Source organism: Tatumella ptyseos ATCC 33301 (assembly GCF_000735525.1).
GTDB lineage: Bacteria > Pseudomonadota > Gammaproteobacteria > Enterobacterales > Enterobacteriaceae > Tatumella > Tatumella ptyseos.
Genome location: NZ_JMPR01000027.1, coordinates 1 through 15,701, shown reverse-complemented (window position 1 = coordinate 15,701; position 15,701 = coordinate 1). Strand labels below are relative to the sequence as shown.

Genomic DNA, 15,701 nt, shown 5'->3' with positions numbered 1-15,701 from the left:
CTATTTATCTCCCTTCACGGGGGCGGTTTCAGACGGGGTCTGCGCGCGCCGGGCATTCGCTGGCTGCACCACGTCTTGCGGGGATGAATTCGTCGTCAGTTGTGTGATGCTTTGGCTACCGAGGGTCACGTTCAGCGTCAGTGGCGAGAGGCTTGCGGTCCATATTTTGTTCCACCAGCCCGTGCTATTCAGAGTGACCGGAACGCTCACTATCGCCATATGCTGCTTTTTCGGGAACGGGTAGTACCCTGCGACAATCGCTACCTCCCGGGTGTTCTCGATGCGGTCGATATGCAGAGTGGTACGCTGGCCGGGCATCGCGGGATACCGATCCACCTTCAGGATGTCGTCTTCGGCTCCCGCTCCGCTAAACAGACTTTTCAGCTGTGCCGGATTGGAGAGGATCTTATTGAGCGAACTGGCCTTTTTCGCCTGGATCACCAGCACGGTGCAACTGTTGGCTATCTCATTCCAGCTGTTCAGGCCGGGCTCTGCCGTGATGTTGAGGGTAATTGCCCCCTGCGCAAACGGCGCGATCATTTGATCGACTGCCTGCTGTTTAACAGAGACTGTCTGGCTGCCCTGGTAGCCCGGGCAACCGGAAAGCAGGACGCCGGTAACGAATAAAACGACTGACTGACGGACGACGTTCATACCTGCTGTCCTTTTAGTACCTGATTGATTTCACGAAGACTGCCGCTGTCACTCACCATTTCCTCGAGCCACTCGGTCAATGTCATGTTGGCCCAGCGGGCGGCGCGTTCCATCAGAAACGGCACCGGGCTTGAGGGCTCGGTTTGGCGGAAAAAATGCGCGATGGACAGCATCTGGCTGATGGCCAGATCCCGTGAGAGTGGCTGCTCCCTCTGCGGAAACCGGTAAGTTTCCCCCGCCTCAACGGCGGCGGTTTCCCCGGTGATTTCGGTGAAATTCATATTCAGCGTGTCACCGCCTGTCGGGATCGCCCGCTGGGCCAGACGTTGCAGAAAACAGGTACTGTCGGTCAGGTACTGCCGGGTCTGTGCAAACAGGGCGTGTGGCTCCTCCTGACTCAGCGAGAAATAGCAGGTCTCCAGCCGGTCGAGCTGAATTTGCAGACGTTCAAGGACACCGGCCTGCTGGCTGATTTCGATGGAGGAAAACGCCGCGGCGAGCGAATCAAATGTCGCTACCGTCAGATCGCCTTCTTTTGCAATCATGTCGTCCCGCGACTCCGGCCATGTGCAAACTTTATGTTCGAAGGCCAGCACTTTATGCCAATGTGCCAACGACGACTCCGGCTGACGAAGCAGCGGGAGGGTATATAGCGCCTGACTGATATCCCGATCGAGCCGGCTGAGTTTGCTGTAGCGGAACGTCGCGCCGTCTTCATCCGCCAGAGGCCAGCAGTGAAACCAGAAATGCGTGATGAATTCACTCAGAAAATGAAAGCCGGTTTCCGTGCCCTCAATGCCCTGTAAGTGAGTCATTGCCTCCACCAGCCAGCAACCGATCTGCAGATCCTTGCTTTGCTCTGACAGGGCGGCAACAGACAGCGACCTTACCTTGTGCCAGTCCGCACGCAGCGGCTCTGCAATAGTCCATTCATCCTGCGGCAGATAGTCCGGGTCGCTCTCACGCGCCTGACGGATATCATTATAAATTTGCTCGTATTCAAGATTGATCCCTGCCGGATCCTCCGGGCTAATCGGTATCAAAAGCGCGGCTATTTCGGGTTGCATTGTTGCCATGTCTTTCATCCAATGAAAACAGAACTATCCAATAAGAACTTTCGGGCATCCCATCACGATGGTGCCGCCGTGGGCGCAACTGTCACCCATGCGGGCGGCAGGTTTTTTGCCAATGAATACTTTTACGCTCCCCATAACAACACTGTCCGGTGGCCCCACACAGATGGCCATTGAACCGACAGTGACCGCTGGCATACCGCCGATCAACACCATCGGGACGCCGGTGGTGATCGGGCCGCCGGTGTGAGGAATGGGCGGCAGGCCGGGGGTGACCATCGGGCAAACATGCATATCGGAAACGCGAGCTGCGGGTTGTGCCATTACGCTTTCTCCTGTGCCCATTGCATCAGCAGGTGGCGGGTGCCGTCTGCCGGATTGTCAGCGTTGCGCGTCGCCAGCATCAGCAACGCGCAGCGCAGCATTCCGGTGCTGAGGTGCGGTTCGGGATACACAGCTTCCAGCCCCTCCGGGCTCATGCTGCCCTGCGACCAGAACAGTGACAGCGCCAGTGCACCTGCCGGGGTATCGAAGCCCAGGGTTTCGGCCTGGTGAAAAATCTGCCAGCGCAGTTTTTCATCGGGCACGGCAACCCAGCGCTGCATGTCGTCCAGCAGCGGTGCGCTGGCCGGTGGCTCGCAGCGGCGTAAACGACCGAGCAGCCAGAGGCTCAGTGCACGCGGTTCGGCCTGCTTCACCCAGCGCGTCAGTACCTCTTCCCACTCATCGTCGGCGAACTGCTGCGCTAACGGGACATAACCGTCATCAGACATGCTCTCTCCTTACTCCGTCGTTGTTAGCCAATGTTGATTATTCCGCCTTTGATTTGCGTCATACCGCTTCCCTGCACCGTGGTCATCGCGCCCTTGAGTTCGGCGGTACCGGAGCCTTCGATTTTGATTAGGGTGCCGGTGATGTTGATGCCGCTGGGCGAAATCACGATTTTGTTAGACCCGACTTTCAGTTCGATCGACTGTGTCGATTCGATGACGCAGGTTTTGTCGGTTTTGATGTTTCCACTGCCACCGGATGCCGTGAGGGAGTAATTGCCGTTGCTCAGGCTGGTGGTGACGTTACCGGTGACTTTTTGCTCCATATCACCTTTATTCAGGGTGATATGCAGAGAGCCTTGTTTGAGCACCAGCGTGTCATTGCCCTTGGTGATTTCCGTGTCCCGGTTCGCGCCGATTTTGCTTTTCACCTCGTGTTTTACCTCGCTGGTGACATCGTTTTTTACGGTCAGCAGCAGGTCTTTTTGTGCGGTGAGGGTCAGCTTCTCTTCGCCTTTTTTATCGTTAAAACTCAGCCGATGGCCGTCTTCCATAGCGCCTTTGCTGGTGCTGCGCGTGGCAAAGCCGGATTCAGTTTTCTCCTCCGGCAATGTGAAAGGCAGCTTATTCTGGCCGTTGTAGACCGAACCGGTGACTAACGGAAAATCAGGGTGCCCCTGAATGAAGCTGACCAGCACTTCACTACCGATGCGCGGAATAAACTGAAAACCGAATTTGCTTCCGGTCCAGGGCTGAGAGATGCGCACCCAGCATGAACTGGTGTCGTCATTATTGTTTTCTGTGTCCCACGGAAACTGGATTTTGATACGGCCGTATTGATCCGTGTGAATTTCCTCAGAAGAAGGGCCAACCACTTTGGCGATAAGGACTCCGGGAATTTCCGGCGGGACGCGGGTGCACACCGGCCGCCAGTTCACGCTATGGCGTAGTGACTGGATTGCACAGTGATAACTGCCGGCACTCTCTTCAAAACTGTTCGTCGCCTCAAGGCTCAGGGACTGAATGCGATAACTGTCATTGTCCGTGGGGTGGCCGGTCAGACTGAACACTTCGCCGCAACTGAGCCAGTAAGCGTTAACCGTCGCATCGTACAGTTGGGTATTCGCCTCAAATGCCGCTATGGCCTGTGAGACTGTGCCGGTCAGCGCGGTGCGTTCGGTGGCCGGGGTAATATCAGTAAACTTCAGGTGGTCAATGCGCTGCTTTGTTGATGCAGTATCCTGATTATCGGTGACTGCCGCCGCTTTCTGCATGTTGTAACCGTACAGACCGACTTCGCCCGGGATCAGTCGCGAACTGACGAACCAGCTATTGATGTTGCCGGAAGTGAGGGGTTGCCCCGGCGAGCGCCACGGCAATGTGCCCATGTTGGCGGACGGATGACCGCCGGGGTGATCCACAAGCACCATCTGGTGCTGATCCTCCTGATGTTTAAAGAAGTAGCCGATGCCCTCTTCTTCCAGCAGACGGCTGATAAAATCGAAATCGGATTCACGGTACTGAATACAGTACTCCCGCTTCTGATAGGTATTTCTCAGTTGCAGACTGACCTGACTGATCTTGTGTTCGCTGAGCAATTTTCTGACAAGATCCGGCACAGCGATATTTTGCCAGACGCGCGTCGCTCGTCCGGACTTTAACAGCGCAAAAGCAGGCTCAAGCCTGAAAGTGCACACCGCCTGATCGTTAGCATCCCGGCCGCGCTGAATGTGGGTCACGACCCCGTGCAGATAGCGCCGGGGCCGGTTGTGCAAGCCGTCGCCAATCTGGCAAGACACCGTTTTGCCATGCAATGCCGCAATGCCTTCCTCATCAAGTGCTGTCACAGAGCGCAGTTCATAGCAAAAAGGTGTGGAAATCGTCTCCTGACCACTGACGGACAACAGTAAGAAATCCGAGGCAACGGCGCCGTTCCAGTGCAGAAAGTGATTTTTCTGCATATCTTTTAGCTGTGCGGTTAATAACATTCTCATCTTCCTTTTCAGAGACTCGTGATGACGAAAGGGGCGCGACAAACGGCGGTATCGCTGACTTAATCGGGCTGCGGCAAACTAACGTGGCGCAGGGCGGTGGGGTCACGCTGGCCAATACAAATATCCAGCCCCAATTGACCTGCACCCAGCGGTACGGGCGGGCTGTTACCACTGCTGATGCGCAGGTGAACCGAAAAATCCAGCCCGGGCCCGACGTATTCCCGAATGCGACTCCAGATTTCCTGATAAAACGCCCCCTGCGGAATGAAGTGCAGCGAACGTGCCTGCGGCATCGGCCCGAAGGTGACATCAAAGTTCGACAGGATCTCCCTGCGCACGCGGCCAATCATCGGTGCGGTTTCCAGGGTTTGGCACGGATTTCCCAGCTGGCAATGTTCCGTCTCATCTACCGTTTTCCAGCCACCGGTGAAGGGGGTGATCTCTACGGGCACGGCGTAGTAGTGGCTGAGCCAGACTTCCAGATTGACCATCGAACGGACCGGTGACGAGAACAAATGGGCGTAATTCTCCCCGCCGGAGATAGACTGCGACGTAAGTAAGCCTGTCAGTGCCAGCGTTGCCTGCTGTAAAGGCGACCTGGTTTGTGCTTCGGCGAGGGCATACAGATGATTTTTCTGCCACGCCAGGAAATCGAGGCAGTACAGGCGATGGCCGAAAATATCCAGAAATGCCTTGGCGCTGTGGTCACCATAACGATACTGGCGGCCAATCATCCATTCGGTGTAAGCCGTCGGTAAGGCCCCCTGCGCCCCCGTCAACCCATTCTGCCAAACGGTGATGCATAGCGGATCGTCCGGCGTCGCCTGCTCTATGCTGGCAATCTGCCCGACGGGTGCCTCAAGGGAAAGGGGGGAAACCATCCAAAGCTGAGTGTCCAGCGTATCTGCCGTCGCTTCGTTGCTACCGCGTAGCTTACGCAGCAGCGTTCGCACCTGCTGGCAGAAACTGAACCGGCTGGTAATACGCGTTAAATCCATGACAGTTTTCCTGCCCGAACCGGCCAGATACGTCGCGTATGCTCTTCATTTTCAATCACCGTGGTGACACGGGTGAAACTGTTGACCGGCGCATACAGCCCGAGGAAGTGATCCAGAAAACAACACAGCAGAAAGTATTCCGGTTCGTTGAGTGCTTCATGGGTAAAGGTGATCGTCAGCGCGATACCGCGCGCCAGCGTCTGAGGATCGTTGGACACCAGCCGGGTTGTCACTGGCTGTACGTCGAGATGCAGGATCATGTTGATCATGCGCGTAATGGCAGGAGCATCGTGAAAATTATATAGCATGAGTGTTTCACGCAGTACCTGTACGCCCTGACTGCCGCTGAGCAGCATGTGATTAAGGGAGAGCTGGGAAATCAGACGCCAGCGAACGGCACTTTTATCCGGCGGTGGCATGGGCCGCGTCGGGCGGTTGAGTGCGGTAATTTTCAGGCCCGCCAGGGGTAAGTCGGAATCAAAATCGCCATCAGGATGACCATTTTTCATTCCGCAGGGGATGGCGTGATTGGTACAGGTCAGATTGAGGGTGACCAGGTCGCCTTTCGGTGTATCCGGCTGGCTGTTGCGGTTGGCAAAGGCGATAAACAGGTTACGCTCAGCGCCTCCCTCGCCCACGGTTTCGCGCTGAAAACTCTGCCAGTAAATACCCGCATCCCCCTCAATACGCGAGTGATCAATACCAAACAATGGCTGAACGGGTACCATCGCCCGGTCTTTATCTTCTCTGTCCTGAATAAAAACATGGTTGATGGCCCAGACGTCAATCTGCTGTTGGCGGCGGATGTCAGGAACCACCTGATATTCCGCAGTGTTTTCCGTCAATACAATGGGTTCTGCCCGCTGAACGAACAGGTTGATGGCCGGCGTGCAGTTCAGCCGAAAAAAGGAGGCGTCGATGATCTTCGCCAGCTTCTCCAGATGATGCCCCAGGTGGGTACGGTTAAACACCACCCGCAAGCTGAAGACAGAATTCGCGGCCGCGTGAAAACTCTCCGGCAGGCGGATATCCAGAAAATAGAACTTCTGCGGGAAGAAAAAATAATCCTGTAACTGCGCATGAATCGGTGCCACGCGCGGATCCTGTTCCAGGAGCCCCTCCTCCTGCGTAAAGCCAACCGGGCTTATCGCTGTACTTTTCAACGGGCAGGACGCGTCACCCTGATAAACGCTCAGCTTATGGATCTCAGAGCACAGCAGAGTGTAGATAATGTTGACGGCGTTGCCCGGGCCATGCAAAAACAGCCGCACAGCTCCCCCCGCCACTGCCGCACCAGACCAGACCTGAAAACTGAGGTTCAGATGCCATTTAAGATCTTCCTCGTCAAAACGCAAACACGCCTCAGATACCGATAGCGGTAACAGGACGACGGGGTATACCGTCTGAAACTGGCACACCACATCGTTGATATTCCGTGTGAACAACGAGGAACCGGCGGCAATAGTATTCTTATCGGTTAAGCCGCTATTCAGCCTGTGCGGTTCAATGGCAACGATGCACGTTGACGGCATCACCCGCAAAAACTGCGGTGCGATAGTGGTGAGCAACGCCTCCGTGAACTCCGGCATATCGTCGTCCAGGCGCTGATGAATGCGGGAGGTGAGTAACGCAAAAGATTCAATGATGCGTTCAACGTGCGGGTCTTCTGATTCACCTTCGAGCATGCCCAAACGACGGGCAATCTTGGGGAAACGGCTGGCAAACGCTTTGCCATGCTGTTTCAAAAAGACCAGTTCTTTCTGATAATACGACAGCAGCCTATTCATCGAAATAAAACTTACCCGTGCAGTCATCCCACACCAGTTCAAATTTCACTGGCAATGCATTATGCAAAGCATGTATTTCAAAAATGACGTGAGATGAATTATTCGTTTTAGTCATAATTGCCACGTCGGATAAACGTGGCTCAAAGCGCTGCAAGGTCATTGCAATCTGTTGTTCGATGATTTTTTTTCGTCGTTCGGTGTCATTAATTTGAGAAACCGAAGAATTGATACCGTAATTTAATACCGATGCATTCACCAACGGCAAGGTTTCAACATGAGCTAAACGCGAACGTGAAGACAAAAGCATCCTGAGCTCATTCAGCAGCCAGGGGCTTTTTTCTTCCGTCCGGTAAGTTTCTTCTTCAATCTGAGGATTGTCATCACTCAGGCGAAGCAATAAAGAAGGCATGGTTCATTCTCATGTGATATAAAGCAGTGCTTGCACACTGCTGTTGATAAATATTATTTAAGACTTTTTTCCGGAATGTCGTATTTGATCGGCCCGATTTTATCCAGCCCCGTTTCTTTCACATCAGGAACATTGAAAGTCACTTCAACCATGCCTTCATAGGTGAAGCTCAGATTCATAAATAATTTTTCACGCATGTCGAAACTCAGACTACTGAACTTGCAATCGTTATAGACAGTCCGCTGGATTTCATAATCCTTATCGAACTGGTCTGAGCCACGATGAACAATAGTAATGGCAATTTTTTTATAACCACGTTTCAGATACTGTTCGTATAAGCTACTGGTTTCTTTTGTCACCTGAATAGATGCATTGCAGGATTCAAAATACGTCCCGTCAGGACCGGAATACGTCGTTAATCCGGCCGGGGAATACCCTTCCATCCAGCCTTTATACGTTTGTTCTTCAGACGAACCGGCAATATCCTTGCCATCAATCGTTATTTTAATGAACTGACAGTCTTTCAACTTTGCCATTTTTTATTTCCTTTAAGTAAATGACGATTAAGCACTGGCCGCCGCGGGTAAATCAGCGACTAAACGCAGTGACATACTTAACCCTTCCAACTGGAAGTGCGGTTTCAGGTAAGCAATTGCGCGGTAAGTCCCCGGGAAACCAGGCACTTCAACGACTTCAATACTGGCTTCACGCAGAGGGTAACGTGCTTTGGTTTCCGGCCCGGCGTTATCCGAAGCCACCACATATTGCATGATCCATTTCTGCAGATATTCTTCACATTCACTACGTGACATAAAGCTGCCAACTTTGTCGCGAACGATAGATTTCAGGTAATGAGCAAAGCGGGAGGTTGCCAGAATATATTGCAGCTGGCTGGACAAACGGGCATTGGCATTGGCTTGTTCGGAATTATACAGACGGGGTTTGTTGACTGATTGTACTGCGAAAAATGCAGCATAATCGGTCCCCTTGCAGTGCACCAGCGGTATAAAGCCAAGGTCTGACAGCTCTTTCTCGCGGCGGTCGGAAATAGCGATTTGTGTCGGGCACTGCATGACGCGTTCACCGCTTTCAGAAACGTAATTATAAGCAGGTAACGCGTTGACCAGCCCGCCGCCTTCCACGCCCCGAATAGAAGCACACCAGCCATACTCTTCGAAAGAATCGACGATACGCCCGGCCAATTCATAGGCTGAGTTGACCCACAGATAATCGGTACCGACATCATTTTCCTGAATGTATTCTTCAAAGCCAAAGGTCTCAACCGGCACGGTTTTCGCACCATATGGCATACGTCCGAGCACCGCGGGTAGTGTCATACCGATGTAACGGCTGTCATCCGTCTGGCGGAACGAACGCCAGCGAGCGTAATCCGTGGTATCAAACATTTTCACCAGGTCCCGCGGCCGGGGCATTTCGGAAAAATCGTTCATCGATAACATTCCGGGCGCGATGGCACTCAGGAACGGAGCGTGTGCGGCAGCGGCCACGTGAGAGATTTGCTCCAGGAGATCGATGTCCTGCGGAGTATTATCGAACTGAAAATCTCCGACAAATGCGGAGAAAGGCACTCCGCCAAAGGTCCCGTATTCGCTTTCATACACGCACTTAAACAACATTGACTGATCGAAATCAGAAGCTGATTTAAAATCTTTGATCAACTCCTGTTTGGTACAGTGCAGCAGACGGATCCGGGTATTTTCCGTCACACTCGATTTCACCAGCTTGTGTAAACCCCGCCATGAGGATTCCTTTTTCTGAAATTCGGGGGCATGCATGATGAGGCTGATCTGACGGGAAAGTAGCTCATCAATCTCACTGATGCGGGCTTCGATACTGCCGATAAGATCGCTGGATATCACCACTGCACCGGAAACCACCTCTGCCAGGAAGTTATTTAACTGAGACTTCATGCGGCCACGGTCTGATTCACGACGTATGGCCTGAGTGGTATCAATGATTTTATCCAGCTGACCTTCGCTCAGTGTCAATGGTTCAGGGGCACTGAGTTGTTTTTCAGAAATCATTCCGAATCTCCCTGCGCTTTATTAACATCCGGGGACGCCATGTTTTGCTGTTGAAAGAGCTCTGAAAGCTGTTCTTTCAGCCGTTCGTTGCTGGCAGTGCGATTGCGCAGATCACACAGTTGTTCACGGAGTTCAATCAGTTTGCGCAAAGGTTCAACCTGACGGGCAATATTGTCCGGTGAGAAATCTTCCATACTGTTGAAGGTCAGTGAAACAGCCAGCTCCCCCTCATGTTCGGGTAAGACATTCTTCACTAAAAACTCAGCATCAGGCTTCATTGAAGACATCACACTGCCAAAGTTATCTTTATCGATACTGAGAAATTTTCGGTCACGTAAGTTATCGCAACTCCGGGTAAAATCGCCCATCACACCGATCACTAATGGCAGTTCTTTAACCGTCTGTGCATTGCCAATATCAACGTCATAGGTAATTTGCACACGCGGCGGCCTTGCTTTATCTAATTTATGCTGTGTATTTCCCATGAAAACCTCCATGTAAAAATATTATTTTCAAATCATCGTCTCAGGAACTTCTTAATTCAGAAGGCCATGTGAAATCTTATAACTTCTTTAATACATAAATGCCGACAGACGTTCAGGAATCCGTGGTTTCTTAAGCTTATACTTCCTAAGATAATCACAAACAAAATTAATTATGGGAAACCCATGCTTACCAGGATAATGACCATGAGCACATATTAACTCAATGATGCTCAACAAACTTACAGCCCCTATAAATAAACTACCCCCATTTACCCATCCAAATACAGACAGAAGAAGGCGGTTAATTCACACGCTACAGTAAGAATCTTAGCCTATGTTTTTTTATATATTAATCGAGTTGATTTACAAAACATTACCCACCCACATTTAAATACACCTCCCCCCACCCGATCACAGGTTAAGAAGTCAATGCACATCATCAAGCTTACCATAAAAACAAATAAAACCCGGTCTCATATGAGACTATCTATTTTTATTCTAATAAAAAACATCTCATTTCAGATGACGATAAAACACCTGACAAAAATATCATCAGCAACTCTTTCCGCATGAGCGGAAAAATGAACCCGGCGGGTGACCATTGTTAATATGAGTTTTCGACAAAGGATAAATAGTATAGTGACAAATATCAGCCCGATGGCCATTCACTTTGACAGAGTTTCTTTGGGATGCCGTAAACATAACCGGAACCACTGACCTCCCTCTCTGAAAGTCATTCGCATGTCAGGGTCCATGTCGTCGTAACCAGCGACTTACCAATGGCAGCGTCCTTTGCAGCACTAAATTGATACGTCACAGTATTTGTCTGGGCAACTGACGGTCCGATAGGGATAGCGGACTGAGTGGTAAACCCGCCTGTCACCCCACGGCCGGACGGGGTGCTTGCGGAGTACGTCAGTGTGGCCGGGAGATACGAAGACAGTGTGTACACTCTAAACAACGAGCCCTTCGTTCCCCCCGGCATCAATTTCACTTCCTCATTCAGGGCGCTCACCTCCACCCTCGCCGAATCCGTTTGGGTTGTCACTAAGTTACTCCAGTTTGACTGCGCTCCTGTAAGAAACCCGGCTGTCACTTGCCCATCAACGCGTATACCGCTATCGAGCGTTATTTCCAGTTGCCCTGTAGAGCACATGTTGAAGCCACTTCCGGACGGCGGGGTGAATTGGGCCCATCCGTTTTGCTGCTGACATGTCGCTGGAAACCAGTTGATCATCCACATGATCTGCGCGGCATATTTCGCGCTGCTGACTGCACTGCACGGAAGATTCGTGACTTTTATAGGCTCTTCAAGTTTCCACGAACCGTCTTTAAACACCGCACTCTGATATGTCCCTGCCTTGATGTACAGGTATGAATTATCGCATTGCAGGGTTGATCCGGCCATGGCAAAGGCGGACCAAATCATGCCGGAGACTACGATGGCGGATTTATACATTTTTCCTGATCCCCGTTGTTTATACGGCGGATAACACGGACTGTTTACCTGCCCTTCAGACCCTTGCCTGAAAAATAGTTTCATGACACTGCAGTATCCCCCACCAGCGAACTCAGCGCGCAACCGCACGGACTCCTTCGCCTCCTCCCGGTTCGGGGGAATACAGTCCGGTCAGTTATAGTTAAAACTCAGACTTACCACTGAGGTGAAAGAACCCGGTGTGATGACGTCGGCCGTTTTGACATAACCGGCTTTAAAGGTATATGTCCCGGTATGATTACTGTCTAACGTAATTTTACTCGTGGAACTGGTACCACTCGGCTTCAGCACTGTGGAGCCATTACTCGCCAGAAGACGAAGCGCAATCCCCGTCGAGCCACCAAAATCTTTGAATGCTGTAGTGTCGGTACCGTCCTGGTTTACTTCTCCGGCCACACTGATTTTTACCCCCGTGGAGTCACTTCCACATGTGAAACTGACGAGCACCTCTTTTATGGACATCGTTTCGCCCACCGCCTTAAATGCAGTGTCTGCCACACTATCCAGCGTTGTAGTATAAATATCCGTATTGAATTGACAGGTCGTATCCTGGACGACTCCCGATATCGTGATAGTGGCGCTATCTGACTTAGCAGCATGGGCAGTCATTGCAGACATCAGCAGGGTCGTGGATAACAGCGTAAAACACTTTTTTTTGTTAAAAACAGTTCTCATATTCAAAATCACCTTGTGAGCATAAAACAGAGGTTATTACGTTAATTTTTCTGATTTACTGTGACAGGTTTCATTAATTCTGATCACCGGTGAACTGTCGGTTCTTTCTTCTTTTTTCGGAAGATGATAACGGATAGTACAGTGCTGGTCCGGTGCACTTCCCCACTGTGCGGTTAATATGCCGTCAGTCTGCATACCGGACAGGTAAACCAGTCCGTCGTCGCCAACGATTCCGGTAATGTCGCCGTCGGTGACCGTACTTCCCATAGGTAAAGGTTGACCATCATGGGTGAGTGTCATCAGTACCCGCACACCGTGGCGGGTCACAAAACGCGCCTTAACCACCGCGCCTTTGGTCGGTACCACACGCGACACAGCCCCCTCAATATCGGTGTCGTCATCAAGTGTTTTCGTGTCCAGTGCAATGCGGTTTTCACGATAAGCAGACACGTAAGGCTTAATGGCATATCCACGCCAGTCTGTCTGCACACCTGTCCCGCTCTCAACCGAAAGTCCTTTCGCACCGGGTGCCACTATCAGGACGTTTGTATCTCCCAGGGGTTGCCCGAAGGTCAGTCCCTCACTGTGCAGCAATGCACCACCGGAAACACCATAACTGATCTGACGATAGTCATTACTGTAGCTGTAACCCACATTACTGCTGCCATACCCCCCCTGATAATTCAGGCTGGTACTGCCGCTCTGTCCGTCATGGCGGGAATACCCCTGTGACACACTCCAGTTAAGGTTCTTATTCTCCAGAGCAGATCCACTCAGCCCGATGCGCTGCAACGAACTTCCATTACTGTCATGGCTACTATTAAATGTGGCGTACACGGAGCTATGTCGACGGGCAGACGACGGCGGTGACAGCAATGAATCCAGCGGTACCGATAAAGACAGATACACTGACTTGTCTGCCCCCGACTGGCTGCTTTGTCGGCTGTAGTTGTATGAAAGGCCGTACGTTACCGCTCCCAAAGAACTGCTGAATCCACTCTGCAGCGAGTTGCTAACCTCATCGCTGTTCCAGTAAGTCTGGCGAATGCCACTCAGATACAGAGAACCGGTTCCCAACCGTTGTGACACACTCGCCTCAAAACGGGCGCGTTTGACTTTATTCAGATCATAATATCCCCCCCGGTTGTATCGGGACGGGCGACCATCAGGGTCAACCGTATCATCATCATAGCGCCAGCCATTCATACCTTTCAGCGCGGTTTCTTCCAGGGTATGAAACCCCTTCGTGGAATAGCGGTAACCGGTCAACCGGAAAGAGGTTCCGAGTGAGTTCAGTGAACGGGCATACAGAAAACGCAGCGATTGTCCCTGATAACGCGAACCATCAGAAAGCGTGCTGTTAGCCTGCGTAATATCAGCAGACAGCGCCCCCAGAACCCCCAGACTTATCCCGGCCCCCAGCGCGGCACTGAAATAATTTTCCGAATACTGCAGGCCACCATAGACCGTTACATCGTGCGGCTGTCCCCGGGGATAAAGGTCCCTTCCGCAAAGGCCGGATTATCATAGTGACTGCTTCCGCCGCGAAAACGTCCTGCGGTCACGCTGTATTTAAGGTGCCCTTCACGCTGCAGCACCGGCAGGGATGAATAAGGGACAGTGAAGGTGTGTTCACTCCCGCTGGCCTCCTTCACGATCACTTCGAGGTCACCACTTGAATACATGGGGAACAAATCCGTGATGGAGAATGCACCGGGCGATACATAGGTCTGGTAGATAATGAACCCGTTCTGGCGGATGCTGACCCGGGCATTGGTTGCCGCACTTCCCCGGATAACCGGTGCAAAACCACGCATAGTATCCGGATACATACTGTCATCCGAACTCAGTCTGCCCCCCCGGAATGCCAGCGAATCAAAAATATCGCTATCCGTCGTGCCTTCACCCATAAGCAGTGAACTCTTCCAGGGTGTGATGGTGCGTTCGGCGTAGGTCGTCAGATGCTGCCAGCTTCGGGAGTGACTGCCCGGGCTACTGTAGTCGCGCCAGGTACGGGAGTCACGCAGACGCCAGGCCCCGATATTAATGCCGCCCCTGAGGTTCAGGTAATGGCTCTGCGAGTTACCGTAACGTCCATGGTTATTACTGCCATTAAATGAGTAATCCAGCAGGACAGCATTAATGCCCTCATCCCAGAGTTCAGGGGCGATATACCCGTTCGCTGTATTCTTCATCGCAGCCTGAGGAATACTGATGTCGAGGCGCATTTTCTGGAAGTTAAACCTGGTGAACGCATCGGGAATATATAACCCCGGAGATACGGCCTGCTCGTCCGTGAGAGCCATCAGCGCCGGAAACAGGCGGACGTTAACACCTAGCGTTTCCATCTCCTTACGGGTCAGCACGGCTGTCAGTCCGGTATTATCACGGACATACGCCTTTCTGACCGTTGGCTTTTCATCGGCAGCCTGTGCTGTATTCTCACTTCCCGACTGAGAGCCTGAGTCCCCTCCGGCAGGTGCTTCCGTTATCTCCGAAGAGTCCCTGCATCGTCAAAACGTACTGTCCTGGCAGAAACATAATAACCATTCAGATAGATATCTACCTGATACATCCCCGGAAGCTGCTTTCCCTCTGTTGAAAAAAGTGATAAATCAGCCACTGTATGTAAAGCGCTGGACACCAGTTCTGGCGGGAAATATAACTCCGCATGACCATTTGGCGAAAACAGCCCCAGTAATACCATGCCCACAGGTGAGATGGTGAACTTACTTTTGCTGAGGTGTTCATTTTTTCCGGATGCGTTCATTTTTAAGACTACCATCAATTAAAATGAAGATATTACTTTATCGAAACTGTCAGCTCTGGCGTCAGAGCACCATAATCATTAATGGTTCTGAACGTAACACTGTCTTTTCCGCCAACAGGAAACGACTGTGTAATACTTTCTCCCGGCGGGGCCATGATGTCTTTTAATGGGATGTCACCTGTTTTTAACTGAGCGATAGTAATATAATAAGGCGTCGGGTTTTTTATCTTAAGCTGGTTATCGGAGTGATAAAACTCCAGCCCGGATGGCGCATCACTCGTCGGTATTTTAAGCCCATCGGGACGCACAAATAATTTAATTCTCGTCACTGCAGAAAGCAGCAGTAAATTTTTTCCTTCCATCTTTTCTTTATCAACAGAAGGGATCGCTTTAGCATTAAAATAATACAGCGTTTCTTTATCCTGAGGCAGAGGCTCCCCGGTATACATCACGCGAAGAATATTTTCATTCAAGGGTCCGCTCACATAAAGTGGCGGTGTGACAATAAAATCAGTCGTTTTTTTTCCCTCAGCATCCTCAATC

Annotated in this window: 17 protein-coding genes; all 17 read right to left on the bottom strand. The window is 51.6% G+C overall.

Annotated features, from left to right (window positions below; translation table 11 throughout):
* Positions 1-654 carry a type VI secretion lipoprotein TssJ gene (locus tag GTPT_RS07105; protein ID WP_051170844.1) on the bottom strand — a complete coding sequence of 218 codons (654 nt, stop codon included), beginning with the start codon at positions 652-654 and terminating at the stop codon, positions 1-3.
* A complete protein-coding gene (tssA, locus tag GTPT_RS07100; RefSeq protein ID WP_025903666.1) occupies positions 651-1,730 on the bottom strand; it encodes a type VI secretion system protein TssA in 1,080 nt (359 codons plus the stop codon). Before tssA ends, GTPT_RS07105 begins: the two co-directional genes overlap by 4 nt.
* Positions 1,731-1,754: 24 nt before the next feature.
* Positions 1,755-2,051, bottom strand: a complete 297-nt coding sequence (locus tag GTPT_RS07095; RefSeq protein WP_029990870.1) for a PAAR domain-containing protein — start codon at positions 2,049-2,051, stop codon at positions 1,755-1,757.
* Positions 2,051-2,500: a DUF6931 family protein gene (locus GTPT_RS07090; protein ID WP_025903668.1), complete on the bottom strand. Its 450-nt coding sequence runs from the start codon at positions 2,498-2,500 to the stop codon at positions 2,051-2,053. Before GTPT_RS07090 ends, GTPT_RS07095 begins: the two co-directional genes overlap by 1 nt.
* Before the next feature lie 23 nt (positions 2,501-2,523).
* Positions 2,524-4,485, bottom strand: a complete 1,962-nt coding sequence (locus tag GTPT_RS07085) for a type VI secretion system Vgr family protein (RefSeq protein ID WP_029990869.1) — start codon at positions 4,483-4,485, stop codon at positions 2,524-2,526.
* A gap of 65 nt (positions 4,486-4,550) precedes the next feature.
* The gene (gene tssG, locus GTPT_RS07080; RefSeq protein WP_038011129.1) at positions 4,551-5,489 is read right to left on the bottom strand and encodes a type VI secretion system baseplate subunit TssG; all 939 of its coding nucleotides are present in this window, start codon (positions 5,487-5,489) and stop codon (positions 4,551-4,553) included.
* Positions 5,480-7,276 (bottom strand): type VI secretion system baseplate subunit TssF, encoded by a 1,797-nt coding sequence (tssF, locus tag GTPT_RS07075; RefSeq protein WP_029990867.1) that lies wholly within the window; start codon positions 7,274-7,276, stop codon positions 5,480-5,482. Before tssF ends, tssG begins: the two co-directional genes overlap by 10 nt.
* Entirely contained in the window at positions 7,269-7,685 is a 417-nt protein-coding gene (locus GTPT_RS07070; RefSeq protein ID WP_029990866.1) for a type VI secretion system baseplate subunit TssE, read from the bottom strand. The genes tssF and GTPT_RS07070 overlap by 8 nt, the downstream gene beginning before the upstream one ends.
* Before the next feature lie 53 nt (positions 7,686-7,738).
* Positions 7,739-8,221, bottom strand: a complete 483-nt coding sequence (locus tag GTPT_RS07065) for a hypothetical protein (protein ID WP_029990865.1) — start codon at positions 8,219-8,221, stop codon at positions 7,739-7,741.
* A 27-nt stretch (positions 8,222-8,248) separates the two neighbouring features.
* Complete coding sequence (gene tssC / locus GTPT_RS07060; RefSeq protein ID WP_025903674.1) at positions 8,249-9,730, bottom strand: type VI secretion system contractile sheath large subunit; 1,482 nt, start codon at positions 9,728-9,730, stop codon at positions 8,249-8,251.
* Positions 9,727-10,215: a type VI secretion system contractile sheath small subunit gene (gene tssB, locus GTPT_RS07055; RefSeq protein WP_025903675.1), complete on the bottom strand. Its 489-nt coding sequence runs from the start codon at positions 10,213-10,215 to the stop codon at positions 9,727-9,729. The genes tssC and tssB overlap by 4 nt, the downstream gene beginning before the upstream one ends.
* Before the next feature lie 733 nt (positions 10,216-10,948).
* Entirely contained in the window at positions 10,949-11,674 is a 726-nt protein-coding gene (locus GTPT_RS07050) for a hypothetical protein (RefSeq protein WP_029990864.1), read from the bottom strand.
* Between the two features lie 171 nt (positions 11,675-11,845).
* On the bottom strand, positions 11,846-12,388 hold the full coding sequence (locus tag GTPT_RS07045; protein ID WP_029990863.1) for a fimbrial protein: 543 nt from the start codon (positions 12,386-12,388) through the stop codon (positions 11,846-11,848).
* A gap of 36 nt (positions 12,389-12,424) precedes the next feature.
* Entirely contained in the window at positions 12,425-13,843 is a 1,419-nt protein-coding gene (locus tag GTPT_RS17910) for a fimbria/pilus outer membrane usher protein (protein ID WP_280513354.1), read from the bottom strand.
* A 14-nt stretch (positions 13,844-13,857) separates the two neighbouring features.
* The gene (locus GTPT_RS17905) at positions 13,858-14,754 is read right to left on the bottom strand and encodes a fimbria/pilus outer membrane usher protein (RefSeq protein ID WP_051170840.1); all 897 of its coding nucleotides are present in this window, start codon (positions 14,752-14,754) and stop codon (positions 13,858-13,860) included.
* Positions 14,755-14,876: 122 nt separating this feature from the next.
* Complete coding sequence (locus GTPT_RS17900) at positions 14,877-15,095, bottom strand: FimD/PapC N-terminal domain-containing protein (protein WP_241964924.1); 219 nt, start codon at positions 15,093-15,095, stop codon at positions 14,877-14,879.
* A 95-nt stretch (positions 15,096-15,190) separates the two neighbouring features.
* Positions 15,191-15,701 (bottom strand): fimbria/pilus periplasmic chaperone (locus GTPT_RS07030; protein WP_029990861.1); only part of this gene is annotated, 511 nt, incomplete at its 5' end.